We start from the raw sequence: 25,846 nt of genomic DNA on the forward strand, positions 1-25,846 counted from the left end.
TTAATATAATGCTCGTTTCCCCAATTGTCAACGGTTTCAAACTAATTTATTGTAATATTTTATCGATTATGGCCTTTGTTACATATTTATTGTAACAATAAACTTGTCTCGTTACCTCTTCATGTCCTATTTGGACAAATTGCTCCCCCAAGTTTCTCATTCGCCGCAAAAATAAAAACCACCATTCCGTCTCGAAATGATGGTTCCTATTATTCAGCCTCTTCCTGCGTATAGGTTACCCGCATGACGATATCCTGAGCGTGATCACCGAATTGTTTGCCGAAGAGATTGACGCCGCCCTTATGAACCGCGTCCGGATGAACTCCGATCCTCAACCGCAGGTTGGGGCGCTGATTCAACTGCAGATCCTTGAGCTTCACATCGGACACTTTCTGCATATCCAGCGTCGTTCGTTCATGGTCGATACGCCAGGTTTTCAACAGTCCGTATTGCGTGGTCCAATCCAGCCACCATGCCGGATTCAGCAGGCCCCGCCGGTCACCGAAATCGCCGGGACTGGTCCACATGCCGATTTCGACTCCGTTGACCCATACCGAAATGTCCGAAGGCCAATCGTTGTCATAATTCGGCGCTTCCGAACACATCTCCATAGAAAGCTCGATCGATTGAATCGTCGCATTTTGGGGAATTTCCAAGGGGAGCAGGTATTCCACATACCCTTTGCGGAACCAGATAATTTGCGCGGCCACATGCTTCGGATGATAAAAGCTGGCCGGTTCGTCCTCTCTGACCAGCATTCCCTCATGGGTAGCCATGCCGCATGTCGGGTGGACTTCACAATCGCTATAATGCCCGATCGGCATCTCCACCTCATAAAACTTCATTCCGTCCTTGGTGGAACGGACGCTTGAGTTAAGCGATATCAGAATATCATCATAATTCCGGCTGCACACCTTCATCGCCCCGCGTACGGCCGGAAGCAGTTCCGTATTGATCAGCTTGGCCGCTTCGAGCACCTTCACATTGTTGGCGACCGTGGAAACCGGGAGTTGCAGCGCCTCGGCAAGTTCAATCACATTCATGCTCCGCGTATTCAGCAGGCGAAGAATGTCGACCCGGGACCGCGTAGACAAGGCATGAGCGACCTGAACCAATTTATCCGGTTCGTGGATACCGACTTCCAACATAAGAATCCTCCCGCAGCTTTTCCAAGAATTTTACAATAAACAATCTCTAATGTACTTTACTACAAAAAGCTGTATTAAAGCAATAATATTAATTATTATGAAGAATCCGCGGCATGCGCGCTCTAACCATGGAAAATCAAAACCACCCGTGTGAACGGGTGGTTTGCTCTAAGGCTATAAACCATTATTACCGGCTCGCGTCTAAAGGCGCTAGCTTTCACTATGTTCAAGCTACTATGCCGTTGCCGCTTTTGCCTACCCCGGAAGGGGGGCAATTATTACTCGTACTCCTTCAGACAAACCTTGTGATAACCTAGAATTCCTGCCATATGTGCATGTTTTTTCTTGTTTGGGGCCAAAAATTTCAAAATCCCTGCAATTCTGCAGGAATTTTCGACGAAACCGGCTCGTTTCTCTAAAATCACTGGAAATGCCTGCAGATTTGCATCTTTCTTCGCAGTCCCTCGGGAATCGGCTTAAATACCTGCAGATTTGCATCTTTTTGGAGTTGGAAGCTTGGAAGCACAAAACCGGCATAGTCATATGCCGGTTTTTTTAAGGAAATTGTATTCATTCCCCCGAGGGCAACGGCTGGGGCGTCTCCGTCGCCAGCGGAACGCCAAAATCGGGCTCCCCGTTTTCTTTCCAGCCGATTTTTTGGATCCGCGTACTGCGCGTGCTGCCCGCCGAACGATCCCGTTCCGCCTCCGAATAGGAATAGGCATGGTAAACCAGCCAATCTTCCGAACCATCCGGCGAGACGGTAAAACTGTTGTGACCGGGTGCGTAAACCCGCGCCTCCGGGTTCTTGGCGAAGACCGGGCCGTTATGCTTGGTCCAGGCCCGGGGATCCATAAGATCCTCGGACTCCGGAATCATCGCCATACCCAGACAGTAATCGTCGGACCAGGTGGCGCTTGCCGAAAACACGAGATAGATCCGCCCGTTTCTCCGCAAAAACGACGGCCCTTCGTTAATGGCCATCCCGCCTTGCTTCTCCCACGGTTCCGTCGGTGCCGTTATAAGCACGTTAGGTCCCGTTAAAGTCCAGGGATTGGCCATGCGGGCGGCATAAATGGCCGATCCGTAATCCGGAAAATGGCCATAGCCGGAATAAAAGAAATACAACTCGCCCCGATGCGGCAATACCGTTCCATCCAGGCCCGGATATTCCGTATTGACGGCTCCTTTAAACACCCACTCGTCGTTCAGAGGATCGTCGCCTATAAGCTGAAGCACGCATACTCTTCTGGTCTCGTCTCCCCCGCCGCCGTCGTTCGCCGTATAGTAGATATACCAGTTGCCTTCGATACAATGTAATTCCGGCGCCCACAAGTGATGGGAATAAGGCCCCGGGGCCTCAGGCATCCAAATGGTTTTTGGAGCTGAGTTTCCCAATTCCGTCATGGTGGTTCCATGCCAAAGCGCGATACGGTCCCCCAAGGTAACCGTCATATAATAAATACCGTCTTCCCGCTTAATAATCCATGGATCGGCCCCGTTCGGCAAAATCGCGTTCCTGAATGAATTTCGGCTCATGTCCAGCCTCCTTTTTCCCCCATGCGATGAACCTTCCTACCAGTTGTACCGGATCAGCAGATCGAGCGGATAACGTCCGGCATTGCGCCCGTATAAGGCCAGGCCGCCCTCCTCCGCCTCCAGTTCCAAGCGGAAAGTACGGCTGCGGTTCAGTCTCGCCGTCATTTGTACGGGTACGCTCAGTCTGCACAAATAACCGTACGATCCTGCTTCATCCAGTTTGTTCGCGACCGGCTGATAATGCCAGGACAATACGCCGCGGCTGTCCGCCGGATCGTCCGGCAGAACGAAGGAGCCGATCTTTTCGCCGTCGATCAGCACGTTTAGGCGGGAAGGATGCTTTTCCTCGTCGGTCATGTAATAGGTGTTGGGGTTATATTCCACCTTTGCGTCGGCGCCATGCATCGCGCCGATTCCCATGTCGGTGTCTATCGAGCCTTCGATATTCCGGGCCAACACCCGCTTCGCGCCGGCTTCGAACAAAATTTCGATATCGTAAACGGCGTTCTGCTCCGCTATACCGGGCAATGCTACGTCATAAATAAAACGGCCCTTCCCCGCACCGCTTACTTTCGCGCCTTGAATCGAAGTCCAGTGATGCTCAAATGTCTGCTCCGCGTAAGAGCTTACCGGAATTTGCATCCCTCCGCCTTCCGCTGCAGATCTGCCAGACTCGCCGCTTCTTACATCGAACGTAATAAAGTTCCGCGTAATCGTTTGTCCCGCCGCATCTATCAGAGACACCGCAAGCACGGCTACCGCATCCCGGTCGGGCATGGTCAGAGACAGCGCGGAAAGCGGCGCAACGCCGTAACCCGCCCAATCGACCTGTAAAAGACCGCTGTCGCCCACGGTGCGAACACCCAAATCATCTTGCCACAACTCCCATTTCAACGTCAGCCTTTGTCCATGATACCGGTCGCTGAAGCTCGAACGCAGCATGGGAACAACGGCCTGTTCACCTGCGGAAATCGTTCGGCACGGAGGCGCGTCGAGCACGATGAAATCCGGAGAATGCAGATCGGCCAACGTCATGCCGGGTACAAAAGCATCGTAGCCAAAGTCTTTTCCCGTTCCGTCCAAACGATAATACCCGTTGAATTCATTGATTACGTCGCGGAACTCGGTGAACACGAACCCGCACAGCTTGTCGTGCTTGCGGAACTCATTCATCATGTAGCGGTAATGCCAGGCCAGGTCGCTGTCGCCCGCACCGCCTTCGATGCCCCATACATTGCCGCACTCACTGTTCATCAGCGGAGCATCGGATTGGACGTTTCCGCCGATGCAATTGAAGGGCGAGCCCGGATAGGTTTTGCTGACGACGTCGTCCAAATGGGCGCGGACCTGTTCATAACCGTTGATATAGAAATGCCATGTATTGATATCGGTCTCGACATGGTCATAATTGCAAGGCGAATTATCCTCGACGATCCGGGTCGGATCGAGCCGCTTGGCCCAGCGGTATTTTTCGCGCACCCATTCCTGGGTTTCCGGCAAATAGCTGCTCTGCCGTCCGATATCTCCGGTCACCCCCGCCTCTTTGGGATCTGTCTTGAGCCCCCATGTCTCATTGAACATCACCCAGGAGAAAATCGACGGATGATTGTAATCCCGCTCGATCACCTCAAGCGCCTCTTGCTCGTAAGCTTGGCGCGCCTTTTCGTCCGGGTTCCCCCAGAAACAAGGCATATCCTCCATCACGAGAATCCCCAGCTTATCGGCCCAGTACAGCTTGCGCGGCTCTTCCGGCTTTATGTGAATCCGTACGAAGTTGAGTCCCAGCCGCTTCATCAGATAAATTTCATCATGCATTTCCTCATCGGACGGATAGGTAAAGTAACCGGTCTTGTGATACGACTGATCCAGTGTTCCGTTCAAATAAACCGGCTTGCCGTTCAGCGTAATCCAGCGGTAACCGCGGTCGCCGAAAGCGGCCGTCCCGACTTCCCGGATGCCGAAATAAGTGGCGACTTGATCCAGGCCAAAGGAACCGCCAAGCTTTAGAACCCCCTCATACAAATGAGGGGTATCCGGACTCCATAGTTGAGGATCGTTCACGATAAAGCAGGTGTTCAGTTGATTCTCGCCGGCCGAAAGTTCAGCCGTTAAGGTATGCCGAACCGTATGATCCGCGAAATCCATAGTAAACTCGGCTGTTCCGGCTTGGTCCGCCATGATCGTTGCGGACACCTCGATCCGCCCATCCATATAGGTCCTGAACTTGGCGTCCTTAATATACGTCTGCGGGCGGGCTTCCAGCCAAACCGGCTGCCAGATGCCGCGAATTTCGCCGTACCCCTGCTTTCCGCGCGCCTGGTAGCTGTGATCCTGATCTTCCGCCCTCACCAGGATCGTATTGCTCCCGTCCATTTGCCAGACCCCGGTTACCTCAAACTCAAACGAACCATAGCCGCCTTGATGGGAGCCGACATGGCAGCCGTTAATCCAGACATCGCATACATAATCCACCGCTCCAAAGCGTAAAAACAGGCGTGACCCGCTGACGGCGGGACTCCAGGTTACCACGCGCCGGTACCACCCGATTCCTTTGACATCCTTACCGATTCCGGACAAGGGACTGGCCCAGGAAAAGGGCACCTGAATCTCCTCGTCAAAAGGAACTGCCTGGTCCGTGCTCCAGTGATTCTGGACGCCCTCATCGTCCGGGTCAAAACGAAACGACCATGGACCGTTCAAATTCAGCCAATGCTGCCGCTGCCAATGCGGATGAGGAAACTCCGGGCGAGGAATGTACAAGTTCTCCGCGTTCAATAAAGAGGTACTCATGAGTATGCACGACCTTTCGCAAGAGGTTTATGCGCCCATTTTAGCACCAGTATATAATTTTTACAATGTTTATTATAGTTTTACAATACACCTGCTTCAGTGTACAATTAGCTCAATTCAATCTTTGTATAAGAAGAGGAACTTTGAGATGAATGAACCTTTGCAAGAAATGATCCGCTACCCGGCTTCCCGAATTCTTGACGTGGCCAAGGCGTTGTCCGGAGATCTTCGCGTCCGCATTCTGGAAGCGCTTGGGGAGAAGCCTATGAGCGTCAGCCAGCTGGCCGAAGCTCTTGGCGTGGCACAGCCGACGATTTCTATCAATGTGCAGACCCTCGAGCAAGCCGAACTGATCGTCTCCACCCAGGGAGCCAACCGGGAAAAAATATGCTCCGTCACCTGCCGTTCCATCCAGTTGGAGCTTCCGTCCAAGCCTGGCGACGGCCTTCATCCCGTCGAGAGCATTCATATGCCAATCGGGATGTACTCGCATTGTTCCGTGAAGCCCTCCTGCGGCATGGCCGGCAAAGACGGAACCTTGATCGGCTCGCAGGACGATCCCCGGGTATTCTATATGCCCGAACGAATCGACGCTTCGCTGCTATGGTTTGCCGAGGCCGGTTATATCGAATACTATTTCGCCAATCCGCTGCCTCCCGGCGTCGAACTCGATGAATTGCGCATTCGCGCCGAGCTGTGTTCCGAGGCTCCTTCCTTCCGATCGGATTGGGCTTCGGATATCACGGTCACGGTAAACGGGCTGGACGCCGGCACCTGGACTTGTCCGTCCGATTTCGGAGACCGGAAAGGCAAGCTGACCCCCGAACGCTGGAAAAGCGGAACCGAATACGGCATGCTGACGGAATGGCGCATCGGTCATCAAGGGAGTTTCGTGAACGGAGTCCCTGCCGGCGGGACCTCGATCGAAATGCTTCAGCTGGCGTATAATCAACCTATTTCCGTCCGGTTTGAAGTTAAAGAGGATGCGGTCAACAAACGGGGACTTAATTTGTTCGGTTCCCATTTTGGGGATCACCCGCAGGATATCGTTCTGGAGTTCATACGGCGTGGCGGGGATTCGTAAATTCCGGAGGAGTCTTATTATTGTGAAACGAATCAATACAAGCGTTATCGCCACAAGCGTTATCGCAGGCGGTGTGCCTTTGCGATTCGTACTGGTACGCTCCTTCATCCGTAAGTTTTTAAGAGGGGATAAATTAGGGATGGGCGAATAAGGGATAGACAAATAAGGGTCGTTTGCGGCGCGATTTTGTCGAATTTGGCTGTTTGGTGTGAAATAGAGGTCTTTGGGGCTGTTTGACCTCTTGTGCCCCATCCGGCAACCTTGATAACATAAAATTCCTGCATATCTGCATGTTTTTTTCTTGTTCTGACCCCAAATTTCAAAATTCCTGCAAATCTGCAGGAATTTCCGACGAAACTGGCTCCTTTCTCTAAAACCGTTAGAAATACCTGCAGATTTGCATCTTTTTTCGAAATCCATCGGGGATTAGCTTAAAATACCTGCAGATTTGCATCTTTTTGGAATAGGAAGGGTCCGATGTCTGAAGAGACATTAGTATGCCCGTTGAGCCGAATCGGGCCAAAATAACAGCCCAAAAGGCCGTTATTCGGTGGGCGACAAGAAAGGCTGCGGGTACCAGCCCTCGTTCGCCACGCACCGCCGCTAAAATCGGCGAATAAGTCTTATTAAGGCCGGCAAGGTTAGCGCCCATGTCAGGTTTGAAGCACGCCGGTGCTCATTTCTCAAATAAAGCAAGAATTCCCATTTTATATTAATCATTCATTTTCATCATATTAAAAAATAGTGTATCATTCGGGTTGACCCTTTTTGAACAAGGAGAGACCTCTTATGTCGGAAACCGCACTAACGCGCAAGCAAACTCTATTTTATTTATCCTTCCTCATTCTGATGTGGGGGATCAACTGGCCTTTATCCAAATATGCCCTGGAATTCACGCCGCCGCTATTGTTCGCGGGCCTTCGGACGCTGATCGGCGGGGCTCTGCTTATCGTCGTCGCGCTGCCGCGCTGGAGGAAGCTTCGGCTGCGGGAGACCTGGCCTTACTATTTGTTCTCGGCCTTCTTGAGCATCGTCTTCTACTACGGCTTCCAGACCGTAGGCCTTCAATATATGCCCGCCGGCTTGTTCTCGGCCATCGTGTTCCTGCAGCCGGTGCTGCTCGGCTTATTTGCCTGGATGTGGCTCGGAGAGCGGATGTACGCCCGGAAAATGATCGGCCTGCTGCTCGGCTTTGCCGGGGTGGCCGTCATGAGCGTAGGCGGCTTGGAAGGCGGGATCTCCCTGATCGGCATCCTGCTTGCCTTGGCTTCCGCGCTCAGTTGGGCGCTCGGAACCGTCTATATCAAGCGGCAGGCGGCCAAGGTCGATTCGTTGTGGATGACCGCCATGCAGATCCTGATCGGCGGCACGGTCATGACGGCGTACGGCTCGGCCGTCGAAGACTGGTCGAAGATTCGGTGGACCGGAGCGTTTATTTACGACACGCTGTTTATCTCGATCTTCGTTATCGCGCTCGGCTGGCTCGTCTACTTCAAGCTGATCGGCTCGGGCGAGGCAACGAAGGTCGGCTCGTTCACGTTCCTGATCCCGGTCGTCTCCATTATTTGCAGCGTCCTGTTCCTGAACGAACGGCTGACGCTGAACCTGCTCGCGGGAATGGCGCTGATCGTCGCCAGCATCCTGCTCGTAAACATGCGGCAGAGGCGGCTGCCCGGTTAAGCTTAAGGCTAACTAACAGTCCACGCCCACGATATTGCCGCACCGAAAAAAGAAAGAAGGTACTGTCTCTTCCAATTCGGAAGGAACAGTACCTTTTTTTAAAAACCACGGTCATCGCTCTATTCTCTCAGGAAAGCCCGCTCCGACACATACACAAACCGCTCTCCCCGCGCCATGACATGGACCTTTTGCTCGGGATAGCGCTCGTACAGGTAGTCCACAAAATATCCGGGTTTCTCCGAATTGGCCGCAAACACATCATAATGAAGCGGGATGACGGTCTCCGCGCCGATCCGTACCGCCAGCTCCGCCGCCTCCCTGTAGTTCATGTTCCCCACCAATCCGCTTTCCCTGCGGAAATAATCCCCGCCGTTAATCGGCAGCAAGGCTACGTCCGGACGGGCTTCGCTCAGCAGGTCGATCAATTCCGGAAAAATCACGGTATCTCCGGCATGATACAGCTTGACGCCATTCAGCTCTATGAGATAGCCCGTGTAGCGGTGTTTGCCCTCGGCATCGGTGTCCAACTGCTCATGAGCGGCCGGTACGGCCGTAACGGCCAATTTCCCGAAAAACTCCCTTCTCCGGTTCTCGGCTTCCCCGATCTTGTTCTCCGCAATCCCCATGCCGAGAAGAGGTTCTTTGCAGCAGGCCGGGGCCAGGATGAGCGCCTCCCTATTTTGGGCATGAAAAAGGGGTAACGTCCCTTCATCCATGTGATCCGCATGCTCATGGGTGATCAGGCACAGATCCGCCCCCGCGATATCCTCCGGCGTGATCGGTGCCGGATACGTACGCACCGCCCCATGCTGCTTCTCCAAAAAATCCGAGACATACGGATCAACATAGACGGTAATCCCGTCCCCTTTAATAATGACGCTTTCCTGGCCGATAAACCAAATAGCCAGTGTTCCGTACGGGACCTCCGTTTGCGCGACTTCGCGGATCAAAGCGGCACCCTTTTTGCTTTGTCGTATCATATCGGTCACCTTCCTGAATTTATACTCTACTCGTATGTATTACCCGAAAAAACGAAATCTTTTGAAACTAATCGGTCTGTTCTCGCGTTAAAAAAGCAAGGCGTAAGTTCGGAATCCTGATCTGAAGTTGCGAGACCTATCAAAAAGGAGGTAAACAGATGGATACCGGATTTGGATCTTCCCCTTTCGGAGGCGGCGGCTTCGGGCCCTCGGGCGGCTTTGACTTCATGTTTACGCTCGTTCCCATCCTGATCGTCATCGGATTTGTCGTCGTGATCGCCCTCTTTGTCGCCAACGGCGCCCGCTACGTGAAAAACGCCCGCTCCCCGCGGGATTCCAGATACGTAAAAATCGTATCCAAACGGATGAAAGTCGGGCATTCCCATCACTCCAACGATGACGATATGCATTCTTCCTCACACACTTACTACTATATCACGCTGGAGTTTGAAAACGGAGAGCGCAAGGAATTTCTCGATGTAAAAAACCTGTACGGCCTGGTCGCCGAAGGCGATGTCGGTTACGCGGCCATCCAGGGCGATTGGATCGTCGCGTTTGAGCGGCAAATCCCGCAGGGGCAAAATCATCCGCAGTTCTAAAGTTCTAAATACGCAATAAAGCCGGCTCTCCGTATGGAGAACGCCGGCTTTGTGATTTCAGTTGACAGGCAGCCCCTGGCTTCGCGCATAATTGCCCCAATGCGGCCGCCGGCCGTCGACGTCGGCAAAGCCGTATTCATCGGACAGGTCCCAACTGGTGAGAGAGCGCCCCGCCTTTTCGCCGACCTTGGGGTCGGCGGCTAGATGCGCCACCGCCTGCCCGACGAAATAAGGCGTTTCCGATTCGCTGTAATGCGGCTCTTTGGCAACGGCATCCCGCCAGTTCCGCTCCTCGACCCCGAAGTACTCCAACATCTGCTCGGAGCGAAGAAAGCCCGGCGTCACCGCCAGCGCGGTAATGCCGTACGGGCGCAGCTCCTCCGCCATGCCAGCGGCCAGGTGGATCGGCGAGATTTTGGCCAGACTGTAGTAGAGGTTGCCCCGGTAATTATAGGTGGAGCCGTCCGTAATTTCGATGACGAGACCCTCCCCCCGTTTTACCATCAGCGGAACGCCGTAATAGCTTGTGATCAAGTGGGCTTTGACCGCCCGCTCCTGCATAAGCAGCGCATCCCCCAAGGGCTGCTCCCAAAATGGCGTGCCCCAATGCGTCAGCTTCTCGCCGCCCCAGATATCGTTCACGAGGAGATCCAGCCTCCCCTGCTGCTCGTCCGCAATCCGCTCGAACAGAGCTTTTACCTCTGCTTCCCGGGTATGGTCCGTTTGGACGGGAATGCCTACCCCGCCGCGTTCGGTAACCATCTCCGCCGTCTCATCAATGGTTTCCGTCCGCTGGATATCCGAGGCGCTCCCCCGCACGCTTCGCCCGGTACAATAAACCGTGGCGCCCGCGGCTCCTAGCATCGTGGCGATTCCCCGCCCCGCTCCTCTTGTCGCTCCAGCGACTACGGCGACCTTTCCTTTCAGCGGTTTGTCCGTGAACAGACGATTGTTCATCATCCTTCTCCATCCTCTCATCACTTTGTAACTTACAACCCCAGTTTATCAGTCATATATGTCATCTCTTGTCTTATATAAATGGTACAATCAAATCACAAGAATGAATTTCAAAGGAGGGGTTCCCCATGAGGGCGGACCGATTATTATCGATTCTGCTGCTCCTGCAAAACGGCGGGAAGCTAAGCTCCCGCCAGCTTGCGGAGAAGCTGGAGGTCTCGGAACGGACGATCGCCAGGGATATGGACGCCTTGAGTGCGGCGGGGGTTCCCGTTTACGCCGAACGCGGGTCTTTGGGGGGATGGATCCTGGCGGAAAATTACCGGACCGGCCTGATCGGTATGGGACGGGAGGAAATGTTGGCTTTGCTGGTTACAAGCCATGGCGCCCTGCTCGGGGATCTGGGAATCGGCCGGCAGTCTCTGGAAACCGCCCACCTGAAGCTGATGGCGTCTTCCTCGGCGGCATTTCGCCGGGACGCCGAAATGATCCGGGAGCGGATCCATATCGACGGGGCCGGCTGGCATGCCTCGGATGAAAGCTTCGAATGGCTGGCCGTCATTCAAGAGGCTGTGTGGGCGGAAAGAAAACTGAGCATCCGTTACCGGAAAACGGAGGAGGCTGTCAACGAGGCGGATGCGGAGGCGGCCGCCTCACGGATCGTCCATCCGCTGGGGCTTGTCGCCAAGCGGAACGTCTGGTACCTGGTGGCGGAGGATCGCGGGGAGCTGCGGACGTTCCGGATCTCGCGGATCACGGAAGCCGCGGTGCTGGAGGAACGCTTTGAGCGGCCGCCCGGCTTCTCCCTGGCGGCTTACTGGGAGCGGTCCACCGCGGAGTTCAAAAGCCGCCTGCCGAGATACCCGGCCGAGCTGCGGGTGGCGGAGCCGCGGCTCGCCCGCCTGAAGCGGGAACGCTACGCGAAAGTGCTCCGCACCGAGCCGGACGGACCGGGATGGGTCCGGGCGGAGGTGGAGTTTCACACGCTGGACTCGGCGTGTGAACTGGTCCTGGCCTGCGGCCGGGAAGCCGCGGTCCTCGGGCCGCCGGAGCTGCGCGAGCGGCTCCGGGCCGAGGCCGAGGCGGTCGCGGCCCTATACCGGCGGTGCTGAGCCCCCCTTGAATAGGGGCTTAGCACCGCCGGGTTATTCGGCAGGCTCGGGCTCGGCCGCGGCCGCCGTGAAGTAGCTCTGCAGCTTCCGGTTCAACCACAGGGAAGCTGCGATAAACGCCGCGACGCCGAGGAGCTTGGCGGGCTGCGCGGCAAAGTCGGACAGATGCGTGCCGATATAGGACACGCAGAAGACCATGACCGCTTTGCCCAGCGCCACCGCCGCCCCGAAGGAGGCGGGCGGCATCCGCGTCAGCCCCGCGGCCATGTTGATGACGACGAACGGGCCTACGGGCAGCATGCTGAGCAGAAAAACAAAGCTGAACCCGTTTCTGCGGGCCCACACCATCGCTTTCTTCACCTTGGGCTTGGCGGCCCAGCGCCGCATGACCGGGGCTTCGGCCGCTTTGCGGATCAGCAGAAAGGTCAGCAAACTTCCGGTCACGAGCCCGATCCAGGAATATAAGAAGCCCAGCCACATCCCGTAAATCGCAGCGTTGGCTCCCACGATCACGATCGTCGGCAGCGGCGGGACGAAGGATTTCATAAACGTCAGCAGGATGCCGGGCAGCGGACCCAGAGAGCGGAAGCGCTCCAAGAAAAGCTCTATGTTTTGTTCCGTAAAATAATCTACAATGCTAAGTTCTACACCAAACAATCATGTTCACCTCTTCCAATCGGGTGACCTCATTATACTATAGCCGCGCCCAAATTCCCGGACTAAATAATCGACAATCTGATGGAAATCAAGAAAAGCCGCCGGAGTTCAGGGCTCCGGCGGCTTTAAGCGGGAAGGATCCCCGCTATTCTAATGGGATGGCTTTACTGCACCGTATCCAGCGGTTTCAAATGGGCCTCGATTTGCGCCCGTTTCGACTCGAGAAACGGAGGCAGCGCCAGGGATTCGCCGAGATGCTCGATATCCTCGTCCGTGGCGAATCCCGGTCCGTCGGTCGCCAGCTCGAACAGAATGCCGTTCGGCTCGCGGAAGTACAGGGACCGGAAATAGAAACGGTCGACGAAGCCGGAATTCGGCAAACGAACGCTCCGAATGCGCTCGATCCAGGCGCGCAGCTCTTCCTCGTCCGCGACCCGGAAGGCGACGTGGTGGACGCCGCCCCTTCCCAGCCGTTCGCGCGGCAGGTCGGTTCTCGGCTCGATGTGCACCTCGGCGCCGGTTCCCCCTTCCCCTGTCTCGAACACCAGGATATCCGGCTGCCCGGGGATGGACGACGGGTACTGCCCTTTCGGGCGGAACCCCATGAGGTCCGTCAGCACGGTGATCGTCAACTCCGGCTCACTCACGGTCAATTGAACGGGACCCAGGCCGACAATACCGTATTCGGCGGGAACCGGACTGCGGTCCCACGGTTTGCCGCCGGGAACGCCCGCGTTATTTTCATCCGAAACCAGGATAAGCCGCTGCCCCTCAAAATCCTTGAAAGCCAGGGTGGCCCGCCCCGCCCGCTGTTTCACTTCCTCATGCTCGACTCCAAACTCGGTCAAACGCCCGGACCAATAGTCCAGCGCCCGGTCGCTCGGGACGCGAAGCGAAAGCGCGGAAATGCTGTTGTTGCCGTCGACGTTGCGGCCGGCATTCGGAAGCTCGAAGAAGGTGAGCTCGGTCCCCGGGTTGCCGACTTCGTCCCCGTAAAACAAATGGTAAACCGAAACATCATCCTGGTTCACCGTTTTTTTGATCAGCCGAAGTCCGAGGATTTTCGTGTAAAACTTAAAATTTTCCGCAGCCGTTTTGGTGATGGCCGAAACGTGGTGGATTCCTTTAAATTCCAGATTCATGTGTGACCCTCCGTTCATTATTGTGTTTTTTCGATCTTCCGCAAAAGGCCCAAAAGCTGCCGCTTCTCCTCGCGGCTAAGCCCTTTAAACTGTGAAGCCTGAAACCGCTCCTGCTCCGGTACGGCTTGATGGTAAAGCTCCCACCCCGCATCGGTTAGCGACAGCCACTTCTTCTTCCATTCCTGTTCTCTGCGAATCCAGCCCAGTTCCTCCATCTTGACCAGAAGCTGGGTGATGTTGCCCTTCGATACGAGCAGTTTATCGGCCAATTCCTGCTGTGTCAGCCGCTTGTGAGCTCCGATCTGAACCAGGGCGTCGAATTGGGCGACCGTCAGGTTCCAGGCCTTTAAATGCTGGTTGGATGCCCGCAGGCTCCGGTTATATATGCGCGAAAGGCGGTACCATACCAGTACCCCGAGCTTTTCCTCATGCTTTGCCTCCATGCGGCCGGGGTGGTTTGCTTCGATTTCGTTCATTTGTTTTCCCCCATTTCAAGGATTGCATTCAGTTTAGTTCTAAACTGATGAAATGTCAAGCGTTGCCTTATATCCTTTCCACTCTGCCACAAAAAAAGCCGGTGAAACGAGTCACGACCGCCGCCAAGCATACGCCGAGCGCAATACGCAGCTCGTAGCTCGCAGCGCCAACGCAAATTAACGGGATTTCCTCCCGTTAATTCTGGTCTTTTCGCGCCATCCGTAAGCATTAGCTGGAATTATTCCAGTTAATTCATCCCCTACGGCGCAGATCGGCCCTTTGGCCGCAATATAGCTGGAGGTTTTCCAGCTAATCCTTCATGCGGCCCTTCCCCCGCCAGATTAACGGGAAGTTTTCCCGTTAAATCGGCGCTAGCAAAGCCCCTCCATCGGGCCCCACCTTCACTTTTTTCGCGCATGAAAAAAGGACCCTCCCCTTATTCTCTTGAAACTAGGCGAGAGTCCTTATCTTAAACTATGAGTTCACTACACTTTTATTAGACGCGATTAGCGACGTATTAGCGGCGCACTTTAAGCAATTGGTCCAGCTTGTCTTCAAGCAGTTCCTGGCGTTCCAGCAGGTCCGACAGCATTTCGTACAACACTTCGTTCGTTGCCTCAGCCGCTTTAAGTCCTTTCAGATTCTGCTCCTTCCGTTCGCTGTGGCGGGCCCGCAGTTCCTCCGATTTGACCCGAAGCGGGTCCGCCGGGATATGAAAATGCGCGGTTTTCGGGAGCGGTTTTTTACTTGCCATCCGTTACCACCACCTTTAACTCGGCGTTCCGGTCAAGTCCGAACGTGCGCAGCCGGAACTCCCCCGGTTCTTCACCGCTGATCGTCAGGGAGGCCTGACCCTTGGAGACGCTGATATTTTGCTGAAGTCCGTTCATTTCCAGCTGGACCTCTTCATTGAAATCCTCCTGAATGTTCCCCTGCCAATCGGTAATCGATAAATCGACCGTCAGCACATCGGAACCATTCGCTTCAATGCTGTCCTTATCCGCCTTCAAATGAGCCACCGTTCCCGTAAACGCTCCGTCAACATAACGCATCCGGAGGAGCATAGGATTATGGTATTGTTCTTCTTCAATGGGGATCAGTTTTTTGGACTCTACAGGTTTGAAAAGATCACTTAATCCGACAACTCTGCCTTCATCATTAATTTGCGCATAAAAATTAGACATACTCGATGACCTCCCAGACGATCATACTGCTTTTTGAAGCATCCGCGGCCGAAATTTCTATTTCGTTGTCGCTTACGAATCGGGCTCTCAGAGAACCGTCGTAAATGTATCCGTTATAGCCCGGGTCTTTGGGTGCGAGGTTGATGACCGCTTTGTTCGTTTGTACGGGTGAAAGTTGGATACGGGTCTTATTCGAATTGAGTTTATTCAAATCATCAAAGGAAACCTCCACTAAACCACGCTGTATCCTTACGCTGGTTTCCTTCCTGTCTTGCTCTACTATTTCTTTACTAAAAGCTTCTTCCTCTTTTGATCGCGTCAATGCTTGGGTTCCAAATTTTCTTTCAACGTTGGCGGTTACCAGTGGGTGGAAGTATAACTTAGACCCTGATCGGTACATTAAGACTAACCTGTCCGGGTACTCATAAGGGGTAAGGGGGCCCAAAAAATCTCCGCCTTTTCCTGCGGATGGATAGATTCCTCCATCTTCATTAGAAGTAAAATACTTAAAATCAATATACAGGTAGTCACCATTTCCTAACGGATATTTTCTATTGCCACCCCCGTATATACAAATAGAAGCATTTGTAACGGGGTTGACAATAAACCAATGCCCAGCTAACGCGACTGAGTCCCCGAAATCATAAAGGGGATAATCCGTAATTCCAATCAATCCTTGCAGTCGAGCCGCCAAGCCCCAGGTTCTACGGTCTTTTAAAGGATCATTTTCATTTCCTTCCGCATCCTGACTATAGACCGCCAATTTGCTTATTCTTATGACAAAATCATCCGAAGCGGGTTTATCAATGGTTATCCGGACAAGGCTACACTGGGTTTCTTCCGTTACTGGAATAAATGCGTCTTTAAGGGAAGTAAACTCTCCTTCGGCGACTTTTCTCCAGTCAGCCGCATGTGGTCCAATTTCAACTTTAAAATTGATGGGGCCGGGATCTTCAATAATATCAAATGAGATTGCATCGATTTTATAAAATCCACTCAAATTAATGGTCATAGAAGCGGGATAGTTATGCGCTTCTGAAAGGAACCAACAGTTCATATCATTCTTATTTATATAATAGGGTAATGTCGGTATTCCTATAACGACTCCACTTGTCACAGTTACCGGCTTGAACTTGGCCACATTTTCACTTATTCTTCCATTTTTAAAATGATGCCGTTCAAGGGCCCCACTCTCTATTCCATCGCTGCCGATCTGTGGAGCATCTCCCGGCAATCCCGTATGCCGATGGACTTTTCCATTATTAATAAATTTATCGAGCACTTCAATATTTGCATTCTGCGCCTCTCTCCTGACCGTATCAGAAGGCTCAAAAGCGTTCAGCCCACTGGGCAATTTCTTCATGTTGCATCTCTCCCTTCTTCACGCTTGGTTAACTTCGGCTTCCAAACCTCCAACCGCTCCCAAGTCATGTTCATCGCCTCAAGCTCATCCCATGTTAAATCCGCCGCATCCAGTTCATCCCAAGTCAGGTAAGTGTACCGGAACTCCAATTCGAGATGGGCCGGGATGATTTCGCGCAGAACCTGACGCATATCCGGTTCGTTCGGCGGTTTTCCCCGCGTGCCGATAAAGGTGATGACCACTTTGTACTCGGAAAAAATCTCCTCTACCCGGATCTCCCCATTCTCGAACGAGTCCGCTACGTCTTTGATGACCGCCAGGGTCACCGTTCCGGCGCCTCTCAGCTTCGACTTGATGACCGATCTTCTTTGGTCCCAAGGCTTGGTTTCATCCACCTGAATCCCGCAGATGTTCTCCCAATACGTCAGCCCCCAGGTGGCGCGCTCCACAAAAAATTGCTCCAAAACGTCAAGAATCCGGTGATTCAGTTCGAGGAGTTCTTTCGTTTCCTGAGCGATCAGATTGCCGACAATCCCAGGCTGGCCCTCGTTGTCGTGAAGGGTGTAGTATGTCGGCAAGTAGTCAGCCATATCTTTTATCAGATCACGTTTAAATTCGAACAAATCGTTAAACAATGAATTCCACCGCCCCGGCCACCGCTACCTGATCTTCATTGATCTTATAGTTGCCTTTTTCCCCGTTAATCTTCAATTCCTGGAAATCTTCCACTTGAGCAATATCCAGCAAAAGACCGAATATTTGATTATAGGAAACGATCGTTGTTTTAAAAGCAATACCGGCTAAAAACTGTTCCAGCATTTGGCTGAATTGCGTCTTGGTTGCTTCCAAATCCGCTCCGGGTACCAGTTTTATGTTTGCGGACACGTCGATCATGACTTCTTCCGCTCCGAAAACCTCAACATCCGCCCCCACCGGACGACGTTCATCCACGGCGTCCTGGACTTTTCCGATAATGTCATCGTTCGGCTGCCGCTTATCCTTGGACAAGATCGACAATTTCACGGTGCCTCCCCCCTTCCAGGTAGGAAAGACTTTTACGTCGCCCACGCCGGAAACCTCCAGCGCCCATTGACGGTAATGCCAAGCGTTTCCGCTCGTCGCCGGTCTTCGGACCCGATCATAGTATCGGACCAAAAGCGATTCATCGGACTCCGTTTCGGCCCCGTTTTTGAACTCCTCGGAATTCGTTACGGATACAACGCCGGTCAAATTGCCCAGCATCAGCTTGATTCGTCCGGCATCGACATTTCCCCGCACGCCGCCTACCGCCGCCTGGGCCTTCACGGTAGCGATTCCTTGGTGAATAACGCCTTCCTCCGTTGTTACAATTACGACGGGTTCCTCCTCATCGGTGGAAACGGATGTGCCCTTGGGAATGACGGTATTGTCGTCCCCTTTGAACACCACTTTCCCTGTCGCTTTCTCGCTGGGCAGCCGTGTGATTCCCATTTCGGCCGCTCTTAAATCCAGGTACCCGGACGGCTGATCAGGCCCCGCAAAACCGAATTTCAGCACATTTTCCAACGCGATATAGGCATGAGCCAATTCGATGGCCGCGGGCGACAGCAAATCGTAGGTAATGGAGCCCTGTCGCGTATCGATGCCTTCCGGAGAGGCATTCCGCATCCGATCCAAAATAGCTTCCTTCGTCTGATTTTCAAACATGGTTAAATGCTCACCTCCTGCTCAATAGCTCCTTCGGCTGTTATTACCGTAAAGGTAACGAACAGCTTATCGCTTGCCCGCTCGATCCGAAACTGTTCAACAGCCTGAATCCGATCATCCTCCTTAATCGCTTCGGTAATCACCCGGGTGATTTCGCTGTGCAGCAATTGCGGAGATATGTCCTGTCCCAGTAAAGTTTCAATTTCACAGCCGTATTGGCTGTTGTAGATTAAATAACGATAACGAGCGGTTAGAACCGCCTTCTGAATGGACTGCCGAATCGCCTCTTGGCCGTCTATGAGTCTCTCCTTGATTTGACCCGACTCTAAATCCAGCATATAGGTCCGTGAAGGAAGCGGGGCCGGCTTCACTTCCACAAATCGTTCTTCCCTGCTTCGCAGTGGAGACAATGCCATTAATACATCACCACCCGATCCAAAATGATATAGGTTTGCCCCTCGTTCATACCGACGACGATAACGCGGTCGTCCTTTTTGAGCTCGTCGGTGAATTCCAGCTCGGCTTCTTCCACCTTAAAATCAGCCGAGTTCAAGCCAAAGGATAAAAGTGACCACTCCCCTGAACCTTGGGGTAATGTTAACGTATATAGTGAATCTATGGAGGTTGAGGAGATACTAGCTTTTTTCTTCACATTCAAATTCACCTTCCTCATATGCTTCGTCAGCGACTGAGCCACGATGAGGTCATCCTTCTCCAACTCTACGTTCATATGATCCACCTTGATTTTCAGTTGAGGCGGCGCGGAAGTTACCGTGGCCAGTTCAAAAGTAATCTCGGAATTGTACCCGATGGCCCGGATCAGTTGAACCAGCTGACTTGCTCCCGAGCCTTCAATGCGTTCCATCACTTGGCCCCCTTCTGTTCGCTGTATTCCATCTCCGGGATGTCGTCCGTCGCCGACAAAGTCAACGACATCGTATGGCTGCCGTTCTCGAACCGGTGTTCATCGGCGGAAATGTAGTATCCCCCGAGAATCCCCGTCACCGCTTCTTTGACATATACGCACGAACCGGACACGACATCCGGAATGCCGAGACATTCGATGCGGGCCTGGTCCTCAATGGTAGCCAAATCCTCAAGCAATTGCTTAGCCCGCTGCTCCATCTGGGACTGGGTCATATCTTTCTCCGGCTTCTCCACATGCTGCATAATACCGAATCGCCTAATCAGCTCTCCGTCCTTGGCGCTCGCCATAATCGCCTTCTTCTCCACGTCCCCGCCGATCACTTTGATCTGGGTCCGGGTTTCTTCAATCGATTGCGAATAGGTGGCATCGAGCAGATTTACCCCGTTCTCCAGGACCCACTTTCCTTTCTGCTCTTTTCGTGCCAGTAACTGCAGTTTGCCTTCCCTGGAGGTAATCCAAAAATACTGCCCGTTCTGCTTCTGAGTTTCAGTCAGCGCCGTGACCATCATCTCGAACAGGGTTTTTTCACGAAAAACCAGCTTGGGAATCACATAACCCGTATCCTGGATCTCCCCCATCGGGATGGAAAATTCATGGCACAGCCGCTTGACGATCGCCGAGGCCGACTGATTGCGAAATATTTTCGTATCCTTGTTTTTGGTCAAATAGATATTCTCGTCGTAGGCTGTTAAAGTCATTTGACCCTTGGAGTTGATTTGATCCGCAAACAAAACGCCCCGAAACAGTTCCCGCTTCTCATCCAGAATCAAACGCAGCTCCGCGCCTTTTTCGAACATCATGTAAAGATCCCGAAGGTCCCCCGTATTGGAAACTTCCACTACGAGCTTGCGGGCCGCCTGTTTGATGTCGCCGGACCAGTTAATGGACTTCACGATTGGATCCAAGTATACATTTTGCTTGTCATCCCTATACGTGACGCTCCAGCTCATGATGGGATCACCAGCTTTTGGCCGGGAACAAGCCTATCCGGATTTTTACCGATCACCTTTTCGTTGGCCGCATAAATTTCTCTCCACCGGTCGCCATTCCCCAGTGTGCGCTGCGCGATTTTCCACAACGTATCTCTGGGCACGACGAAATAAAATGCGGGTGGTACTTTGGTATCCGGGCGATATTCGCCCGTAATCACCATCGCTTTGCCCGATCCGGACGTCTCTACCTGCCGAAATTCCACCTTTTTGTATTCCTTCAGTTCCAGTTCATAAAACACGTCGCCCGGATTTCCAGCGCGCTCGCTGTACTGAAAAGAACGAATCGTAACCATCAATTCTTCGATCTTGGTTCCCGTAACATTGAAACGGAGCGGCTTCCTGCTGTTCATCCACGTTTCAATCTTCTCTACCGTATCCCACGGTTTCAACAAGTCCTCGTATTCGCAATAGCCGGGATGGTAATCCCGCGGAAAAAACGCCCCGAAGGTAAACTCCCGCAATACCGCTTCTCCGATGACCGTATACTCGCCAAGCTGGGTAACCTGAACGTCTTCATAGCCGTATGAGCTTTTTACCGAGATTTGCTCGGGATTGACGGGCAGACGCAGCCGTTCTTTTTCGTCCACGGTCTTCAGCCAAAATTGCAGAGACGCCATTATGCCATCAATCCTCCCGCCGCTTTAATCTCACGGGCCAACGCTCGGGCAATCGCGTCGATATCCGATTCCTGGCGAACGTGAAACGTGTTTCCCGTAATCGAAATCGGCCCGCCCCCGCCTCCGCCGCTCGAATAGGCCCGGTTCTCGCTCGCCGTCATGACCCGCTCGCCTTTATGCAGCCGGGATATCATCCCGTCATATGGGACATAGTCGAGTCCGTGGTAGTTGCTGGGAGGAGGGCCTCCTGCGGATGTCACCTGGCTTGTGGTTTTCGCGTTCAGATTCACGGAAGCCCCATTCGTACTGGAGAAGAGGCCTTTAAATTTTTCAAATCCGTTTGTAATGAAGTTTATTGCATCATCCACCATCTTTTTCATATCATCCATGTGGTATTTCACCAAATAAGCGACGGCTCCAAAAGCGGCCCCTACGGCCAGACATGCAAGAATGAGCGGTGCAAAGGGCGCGGCAAGGGCGATAGCAGCAAGGGCGTTAGCGGCCAAAGCAGAGACCGTAGCGTAGAGGGCGGGAGCAAAGACGGTAATCAATACCGCGCTTACCCCCAAAAGAACAGCCCCCATAATATCCGCATACTCCATAAAAAACTCAAGCGCCCCAACCATCGCTGCCATAAACGGGAGCAGAAGATCACCAAGAGGAGCGAGCGCAATCGTGATCCGGTTCTTCAAAGCTCCAAATCGGTCGCTAAATGTTTCAAGCGTCTGCCCCTGACTCAACATTCCCTCCTTGCACTGATTCATGGAGGCGAGAATGCCGTTAAACTCGACCTTTCCGCCCTTCAATGCCGTTACAAGGTCCCCGCCGACTTTTTGCCCGAAGATCCCCGTAGCATACTCCATGGCTTCCGTAGCCGTCTTGGCCTCCCGAATTTTGGCTGCAATTTCCGCGAATCCACCGGCCGGAAGCCTCTTGGGATCCTTAAGCGCGTCTGCGATCGGATTCAGCCCGGATTTTTGCCATTTCGCCATAAGAGCCATCGACTGATTGAAACCGATGCCCATGTCTTTCATCGGCTCGCCAAACTGCCCCATCCGCTTCATCAACTCGACCATATCTACTTTTCCCGCCCGGCTCGCGGCGAAAAATTGCTCCAACATCACCTCGCCTTGCTTGGCCGCGTAGCCCCATGCAGACATGGCTGTTGTTGCTGATTCCGCAGCTTGGGCGCTATCGCCGCCGGTTAATCTCGAAGCGTTCAGGAGCATCTTGGTCAAATCCTCCAGATCTTTTCCGGTCATCGAAGTCTCCCGGCTCAAAATCCCCATCGCTTTGCCGACTTCGCTCAGGCTTTGCGGCACCTGCCCCCCGACGGTTCGAAAAGACTGGGCGAGTTTGACCAGTTCCTGCCTGGAGGCCCCTGAAGCGGCTCTAAGTACGCCATAAGCATCGCTGTAGGTTTTGGCCGCCTCCATAATTTTGTCTTTAGCCGAATTGAGCAGATTCATGGCACCGCCAATGTCAATGCCACCGTCATCGCCACCGCCGCCGTTCTGGGATGCATTTTGTGCCCCCGCGGCCGTCGGATCCGTTTTCTTCCGGAATGGAATCGGATCGGTGGCCCATTTGCCTAAAGGCGCTCTCAACTTGGTAATGTAGCCGGACAGCGAGCCTTTCCACTTTGTCAATTTGCCGCCAATCACCGTAAGCGCGCTGCCTGCGCTCTGTTTAGCCGAACTCCAAGCCTTCTTGAACCCGCCGCCGACCACGCTAAGCGCAGAATCCGCAGCCGCCTCCAGCTTGGATAATCCCGTCATCATGCGGCCCATGCCGCTTGTATTCCACATTTGTTCGCTCGCTCTGGCCATGCTGTTCAGGTCATGGACGGCTTTCATGCGGGTCTGGAGCTCGCCCATCGCTTTGTTGTATCTCTTCAGATTGTTTAAACTTTTGCTGGTTACATAGTCGTTCGTATTGTTCCTATTGTAATAATTGCTCAGCTTCCTCACCTCCTGACTAAAAGCGACTCTACGACTTCATCCTGCGGGCGGCCCGCTCCTGCTCTTTCCGCGCCTTCTCCTCCTCTTCCAACTGCAGCATCATCGAGGCGTACATAAACCGCTTTACGTTCTCGTCCTTGTTGTATACCTCATCCGGAGGAATATGATGCCGCTGAAAAATAAGATGCACCAGAAAGGCCTCGCCGCCCGCTTTGATTAGTTTTTTATTTCTTCTTCATCGCTGTCGAAACCGCTGATTTCAAGAATCTCCGCGGACAGCTTGGCGATTTCGCCGGCCAGCAGCAAGCCGAGAATCGCTTCCGTCGGCGTGCCGTATTTCTCGATCAGCTCTTTGGCGGACCAATCCGGAATGAGGCAGGCTTTTTGAATAACCAGGGCGCCGAACTGCTCTTCGTCCATCACTTTTTCCCGCTTGCTTCCTTTGCCCGCATAGTGGGTGCATTGCTCCTGAATTTTGTTGATCGTTTTGCCGTCCAACGCCTGAATTTGAAAATCGACGCCAAGGCGCTTCATCGGAATATCCTTGGTCGGTTTGCTGTCGGCGCTCAACAGCGCCTGAAGTACGCTAATTTGTCTGTTATCGGTTACTGCCATGTGATCCATCGCTCCTTAAAGGTTTTGGGTTGGGGTTGGTTTTCTTCATGAAACAGAAAAGACATGGAACCCGGACGAAAACGCCTGTGATTTACCGGGTTCATGCCATTTCCGGGAAGATTATTCGGCCACGAGTTTATCCATCAGTTCATAGCCGGTAAAGTTAAACGGAAGCTCTTCTTCCACGATCGCTCCGACTTCGAAATGCATCAGCGGAATCTTGTCAAAGGTCACGCCTTTCAAACGTACGCGGTAGGCTCCGTAGGATTCCGGATCCTCCAGCTTCAGGATCAGTTCCGTTGTAAAGACACCCTTCTTGTCGTCCGCGATCTGGCCGATCAGTTCGACGAACTCCGAAGTCACTTTATATCCCGTCATCGTGCCCGAACCGCTTAAGCCGGTCACTTTATGCGCCGTCCAGCGCGTGCCGGACCGTTTGATTTCCTCTTTGGTAATTTCCACATTCGCTTCGGCCGACTTGACGTTGGTCAGCCATTTGCCGTCGTAATACACATATCCGTAAGTCCCATTGATAACGCGGGTTGAATCCAGCACTAAAAACCCCTCCTAGTAATGTTAAAATCGTTTATGATCTTACACCCGGATCGTCAGGAAGATCCGCTCCATGCTGTCGACTTCCGTGAAGGCGATCAGCAGGTAAACCGCGTCTCCTTCGGACTTCAGGTCCGGATCCAGCGTCACGACGATATCGGTCAGCACATTGTTCAACTGCAGCCGCTCCAGGTAGGCTTTGATCGCGGAGATCAACGCCGCCTGCCCGTCGGCGTTATTGTCCAGCTTGCCGATGTAGGAATCGGCCGCGGCCTTGGTAATATCCGTGGAGATAGCTTGACGCGCACGCATGGCGCGGATTTTCTTGCCGCTGGTAACGAGCCCTTGTTCCACCTTCACCTTTTCGCCGTCATGGACGAGAACGAGGGAACCTTTTTCCAAAGCCGCATTGATTTCCGTCTTTCTCAGACGCTTCGTGACATCGTTGGCGTAAACCGGCGAATACGTGATCGATTTATTGATGCCGGTCCCCGCGATCAAACCGGCGACGTAAGGCGCATAGCGGGCCGAGCTGTAGCTCGTGCCGTCGATCTCCACGCCCGTCACCAGGTTGACGACGTAATCGTCTTTGACTAGGCCGCTGCGGGTATTTCCGGCGTCCGGCTTCTGATCCTCTTCCGCGGTTCCGCCGATCACGGTGATGAAATGCTTTCCTTCATCCTCCCGGTTGCCGGCGCACCACTCTTTGAGGGCCTTCTGCTCCGCGGACGGGATTTCCGAAGGATATACGAACACATTAAATTGACGCGTGCTGAAGGCATCCCGGATCGCCGTGTAATCTACGGCGGCCTCTTTCCCCTCCGCGGGTGCCGGTGGAGCCGGAACCGTATAGACGAGCACTTCCTTCGCTCCGCCGAGCAGAATCAGCCGAATCGGATCGATATTCTCTTCTCCGAACCAATCGGCGGCTTCCTTTACTTTTTCCACCGTAAAAAACTTCTTGGCATCCGCCGCGTTCTTATACTTAAGCAACGGCAACGCTACCGTTCCGCGCGCACCGCCCTTGATCTGCGCCGCCGCGGCCTCTTCAAATCTGATGTACAGCCCCGGACGTACCGGCAGGCTGGTTGGTTCCCATGATCCACTCATTCGTTCATGCCACCTTTCAAATTTATGGTCGTGCGATACTCCACTTTTTGGATCTTCTCGTACTGCCGGATCGCCACCGCTTCCCGCGTGTTGATCACCACGGTACCCGTGCCTTTCAGCAGTCCGCCTTCGAGCTTCTCCGGAGAGGTAATCGTAAACGATTCCGCCCGGAGGGCCCTCGCTTCACCTGTTTTCAGAGCGCCCGCTTCCGTGCGCTCGTTCATCAGGTAGCGGCTCAACGCTTCCAGGCTAAGGATGGCTTCCTCCGCCTGCTCCGCGTAATAAACGATGGCGTATTGTCTTTCCGCCAATGTATGGCTGCGCGAATCGCTCCGCCGTGTCTCCTGTTTGAGTTCAATCACGAATTCCCCTGCCGCAGGAAGGGCAGGACCCTGGAAACGGTGAACCGTCACCTCCGGAAACTTCGCTTGAATCAGTTCAGCCAAACCGCTGACCTCTTCGGCCATCGACATGCTCCATCACTCCCTTCGGTCGACCGACAAACCGTCCATACCGAAACACAGGCCGCTAAAAGTATTAAATCCCCCGCTTCCGTTTTCATATTTCCAACCGGTTCGTTCCGGCCACATTTCGGATTATAGAGGAGGCCCAAAACAGCGAACAGGATGAACTTTCTTCACCCGGGGTGAAGCCAATTCATCCTACCTTTGGG

Annotated in this window: 27 protein-coding genes; 4 read left to right on the forward strand and 23 right to left on the reverse strand. The window is 53.4% G+C overall.

Annotation, left to right across the window (positions count from 1 at the left end):
* Positions 1–209: 209 nt before the first annotated feature.
* The 3 genes from LBW89_RS16150 to LBW89_RS16160 all read right to left on the reverse strand — a co-directional run bounded on the left by LBW89_RS16150 (position 210) and on the right by LBW89_RS16160 (position 5,477).
* Positions 210–1,148, reverse strand: coding sequence for an ArsR/SmtB family transcription factor (locus LBW89_RS16150; RefSeq protein ID WP_148457907.1), 939 nt, complete (start codon positions 1,146–1,148; stop codon positions 210–212).
* A gap of 570 nt (positions 1,149–1,718) precedes the next feature.
* A complete protein-coding gene (locus LBW89_RS16155) occupies positions 1,719–2,687 on the reverse strand; it encodes a family 43 glycosylhydrolase (RefSeq protein WP_225039539.1) in 969 nt (322 codons plus the stop codon).
* Between the two features lie 36 nt (positions 2,688–2,723).
* Positions 2,724–5,477, reverse strand: coding sequence for a glycoside hydrolase family 2 protein (locus LBW89_RS16160; RefSeq protein WP_225039540.1), 2,754 nt, complete (start codon positions 5,475–5,477; stop codon positions 2,724–2,726).
* Positions 5,478–5,625: 148 nt separating this feature from the next.
* On the opposite strand from LBW89_RS16160, the gene LBW89_RS16165 reads away from it, so the two are divergent.
* A complete protein-coding gene (locus LBW89_RS16165) occupies positions 5,626–6,561 on the forward strand; it encodes an ArsR/SmtB family transcription factor (protein WP_148457910.1) in 936 nt (311 codons plus the stop codon).
* A 789-nt stretch (positions 6,562–7,350) separates the two neighbouring features.
* The gene (locus tag LBW89_RS16170; RefSeq protein ID WP_148457911.1) at positions 7,351–8,241 is read left to right on the forward strand and encodes a DMT family transporter; all 891 of its coding nucleotides are present in this window, start codon (positions 7,351–7,353) and stop codon (positions 8,239–8,241) included.
* A gap of 119 nt (positions 8,242–8,360) precedes the next feature.
* Here LBW89_RS16170 and LBW89_RS16175 read toward each other — a convergent pair whose 3' ends face one another.
* Complete coding sequence (locus tag LBW89_RS16175) at positions 8,361–9,221, reverse strand: MBL fold metallo-hydrolase (RefSeq protein ID WP_148457912.1); 861 nt, start codon at positions 9,219–9,221, stop codon at positions 8,361–8,363.
* A gap of 158 nt (positions 9,222–9,379) precedes the next feature.
* Here LBW89_RS16175 and LBW89_RS16180 point away from each other — a divergent pair, with 158 nt between their 5' ends.
* Positions 9,380–9,820, forward strand: a complete 441-nt coding sequence (locus LBW89_RS16180) for a DUF2500 domain-containing protein (RefSeq protein WP_225039541.1) — start codon at positions 9,380–9,382, stop codon at positions 9,818–9,820.
* A gap of 57 nt (positions 9,821–9,877) precedes the next feature.
* Here the strand turns inward: LBW89_RS16180 and LBW89_RS16185 are convergent, their stop codons facing one another.
* On the reverse strand, positions 9,878–10,780 hold the full coding sequence (locus tag LBW89_RS16185) for an SDR family oxidoreductase (protein WP_225039542.1): 903 nt from the start codon (positions 10,778–10,780) through the stop codon (positions 9,878–9,880).
* Between the two features lie 125 nt (positions 10,781–10,905).
* Between LBW89_RS16185 and LBW89_RS16190 the strand changes: the two genes are divergently transcribed.
* The gene (locus tag LBW89_RS16190; protein WP_225039543.1) at positions 10,906–11,889 is read left to right on the forward strand and encodes a helix-turn-helix transcriptional regulator; all 984 of its coding nucleotides are present in this window, start codon (positions 10,906–10,908) and stop codon (positions 11,887–11,889) included.
* Positions 11,890–11,922: 33 nt separating this feature from the next.
* Here the strand turns inward: LBW89_RS16190 and LBW89_RS16195 are convergent, their stop codons facing one another.
* The 18 genes from LBW89_RS16195 to LBW89_RS16280 all read right to left on the reverse strand — a co-directional run bounded on the left by LBW89_RS16195 (position 11,923) and on the right by LBW89_RS16280 (position 25,646).
* Positions 11,923–12,546, reverse strand: coding sequence for a TVP38/TMEM64 family protein (locus LBW89_RS16195; RefSeq protein ID WP_225039544.1), 624 nt, complete (start codon positions 12,544–12,546; stop codon positions 11,923–11,925).
* Positions 12,547–12,710: 164 nt separating this feature from the next.
* Positions 12,711–13,682, reverse strand: a complete 972-nt coding sequence (locus LBW89_RS16200) for a ring-cleaving dioxygenase (RefSeq protein ID WP_148457993.1) — start codon at positions 13,680–13,682, stop codon at positions 12,711–12,713.
* A 23-nt stretch (positions 13,683–13,705) separates the two neighbouring features.
* Positions 13,706–14,131 carry a MarR family winged helix-turn-helix transcriptional regulator gene (locus tag LBW89_RS16205; protein WP_213509268.1) on the reverse strand — a complete coding sequence of 142 codons (426 nt, stop codon included), beginning with the start codon at positions 14,129–14,131 and terminating at the stop codon, positions 13,706–13,708.
* Positions 14,132–14,682: 551 nt separating this feature from the next.
* Positions 14,683–14,919: a hypothetical protein gene (locus LBW89_RS16210; protein WP_148457916.1), complete on the reverse strand. Its 237-nt coding sequence runs from the start codon at positions 14,917–14,919 to the stop codon at positions 14,683–14,685.
* The gene (locus LBW89_RS16215; RefSeq protein ID WP_148457917.1) at positions 14,909–15,349 is read right to left on the reverse strand and encodes a hypothetical protein; all 441 of its coding nucleotides are present in this window, start codon (positions 15,347–15,349) and stop codon (positions 14,909–14,911) included. Before LBW89_RS16215 ends, LBW89_RS16210 begins: the two co-directional genes overlap by 11 nt.
* The gene (locus LBW89_RS16220) at positions 15,342–16,712 is read right to left on the reverse strand and encodes a hypothetical protein (RefSeq protein WP_148457918.1); all 1,371 of its coding nucleotides are present in this window, start codon (positions 16,710–16,712) and stop codon (positions 15,342–15,344) included. The genes LBW89_RS16215 and LBW89_RS16220 overlap by 8 nt, the downstream gene beginning before the upstream one ends.
* A complete protein-coding gene (locus LBW89_RS16225) occupies positions 16,709–17,347 on the reverse strand; it encodes a putative phage tail protein (RefSeq protein WP_225039545.1) in 639 nt (212 codons plus the stop codon). The genes LBW89_RS16220 and LBW89_RS16225 overlap by 4 nt, the downstream gene beginning before the upstream one ends.
* A complete protein-coding gene (locus tag LBW89_RS16230) occupies positions 17,340–18,398 on the reverse strand; it encodes a baseplate J/gp47 family protein (RefSeq protein ID WP_148457919.1) in 1,059 nt (352 codons plus the stop codon). Before LBW89_RS16230 ends, LBW89_RS16225 begins: the two co-directional genes overlap by 8 nt.
* Positions 18,399–18,400: 2 nt before the next feature.
* Positions 18,401–18,814: a DUF2634 domain-containing protein gene (locus LBW89_RS16235; RefSeq protein ID WP_148457920.1), complete on the reverse strand. Its 414-nt coding sequence runs from the start codon at positions 18,812–18,814 to the stop codon at positions 18,401–18,403.
* Complete coding sequence (locus tag LBW89_RS16240) at positions 18,814–19,263, reverse strand: DUF2577 family protein (RefSeq protein WP_148457921.1); 450 nt, start codon at positions 19,261–19,263, stop codon at positions 18,814–18,816. Before LBW89_RS16240 ends, LBW89_RS16235 begins: the two co-directional genes overlap by 1 nt.
* On the reverse strand, positions 19,263–20,276 hold the full coding sequence (locus tag LBW89_RS16245; protein ID WP_148457922.1) for a hypothetical protein: 1,014 nt from the start codon (positions 20,274–20,276) through the stop codon (positions 19,263–19,265). Before LBW89_RS16245 ends, LBW89_RS16240 begins: the two co-directional genes overlap by 1 nt.
* Positions 20,273–20,935, reverse strand: coding sequence for a LysM peptidoglycan-binding domain-containing protein (locus tag LBW89_RS16250; RefSeq protein ID WP_225039546.1), 663 nt, complete (start codon positions 20,933–20,935; stop codon positions 20,273–20,275). Before LBW89_RS16250 ends, LBW89_RS16245 begins: the two co-directional genes overlap by 4 nt.
* Positions 20,935–22,905 carry a phage tail tape measure protein gene (locus tag LBW89_RS16255; RefSeq protein ID WP_148457924.1) on the reverse strand — a complete coding sequence of 657 codons (1,971 nt, stop codon included), beginning with the start codon at positions 22,903–22,905 and terminating at the stop codon, positions 20,935–20,937. Before LBW89_RS16255 ends, LBW89_RS16250 begins: the two co-directional genes overlap by 1 nt.
* 19 nt (positions 22,906–22,924) lie before the next feature.
* A complete protein-coding gene (locus LBW89_RS16260) occupies positions 22,925–23,086 on the reverse strand; it encodes a hypothetical protein (protein WP_211373378.1) in 162 nt (53 codons plus the stop codon).
* A gap of 26 nt (positions 23,087–23,112) precedes the next feature.
* Positions 23,113–23,511 (reverse strand): phage tail assembly chaperone, encoded by a 399-nt coding sequence (locus LBW89_RS16265; protein ID WP_170287206.1) that lies wholly within the window; start codon positions 23,509–23,511, stop codon positions 23,113–23,115.
* Between the two features lie 120 nt (positions 23,512–23,631).
* Complete coding sequence (locus tag LBW89_RS16270) at positions 23,632–24,066, reverse strand: phage tail tube protein (RefSeq protein ID WP_148457927.1); 435 nt, start codon at positions 24,064–24,066, stop codon at positions 23,632–23,634.
* Between the two features lie 39 nt (positions 24,067–24,105).
* On the reverse strand, positions 24,106–25,173 hold the full coding sequence (locus LBW89_RS16275) for a phage tail sheath subtilisin-like domain-containing protein (protein WP_225039547.1): 1,068 nt from the start codon (positions 25,171–25,173) through the stop codon (positions 24,106–24,108).
* Positions 25,170–25,646, reverse strand: a complete 477-nt coding sequence (locus tag LBW89_RS16280) for a hypothetical protein (RefSeq protein WP_148457929.1) — start codon at positions 25,644–25,646, stop codon at positions 25,170–25,172. The genes LBW89_RS16275 and LBW89_RS16280 overlap by 4 nt, the downstream gene beginning before the upstream one ends.
* Between the last annotated feature and the right edge of the window lie 200 nt (positions 25,647–25,846).

It is taken from the genome of Paenibacillus sp. alder61, assembly GCF_020179875.1.
GTDB lineage: Bacteria > Bacillota > Bacilli > Paenibacillales > Paenibacillaceae > Fontibacillus > Fontibacillus faecis.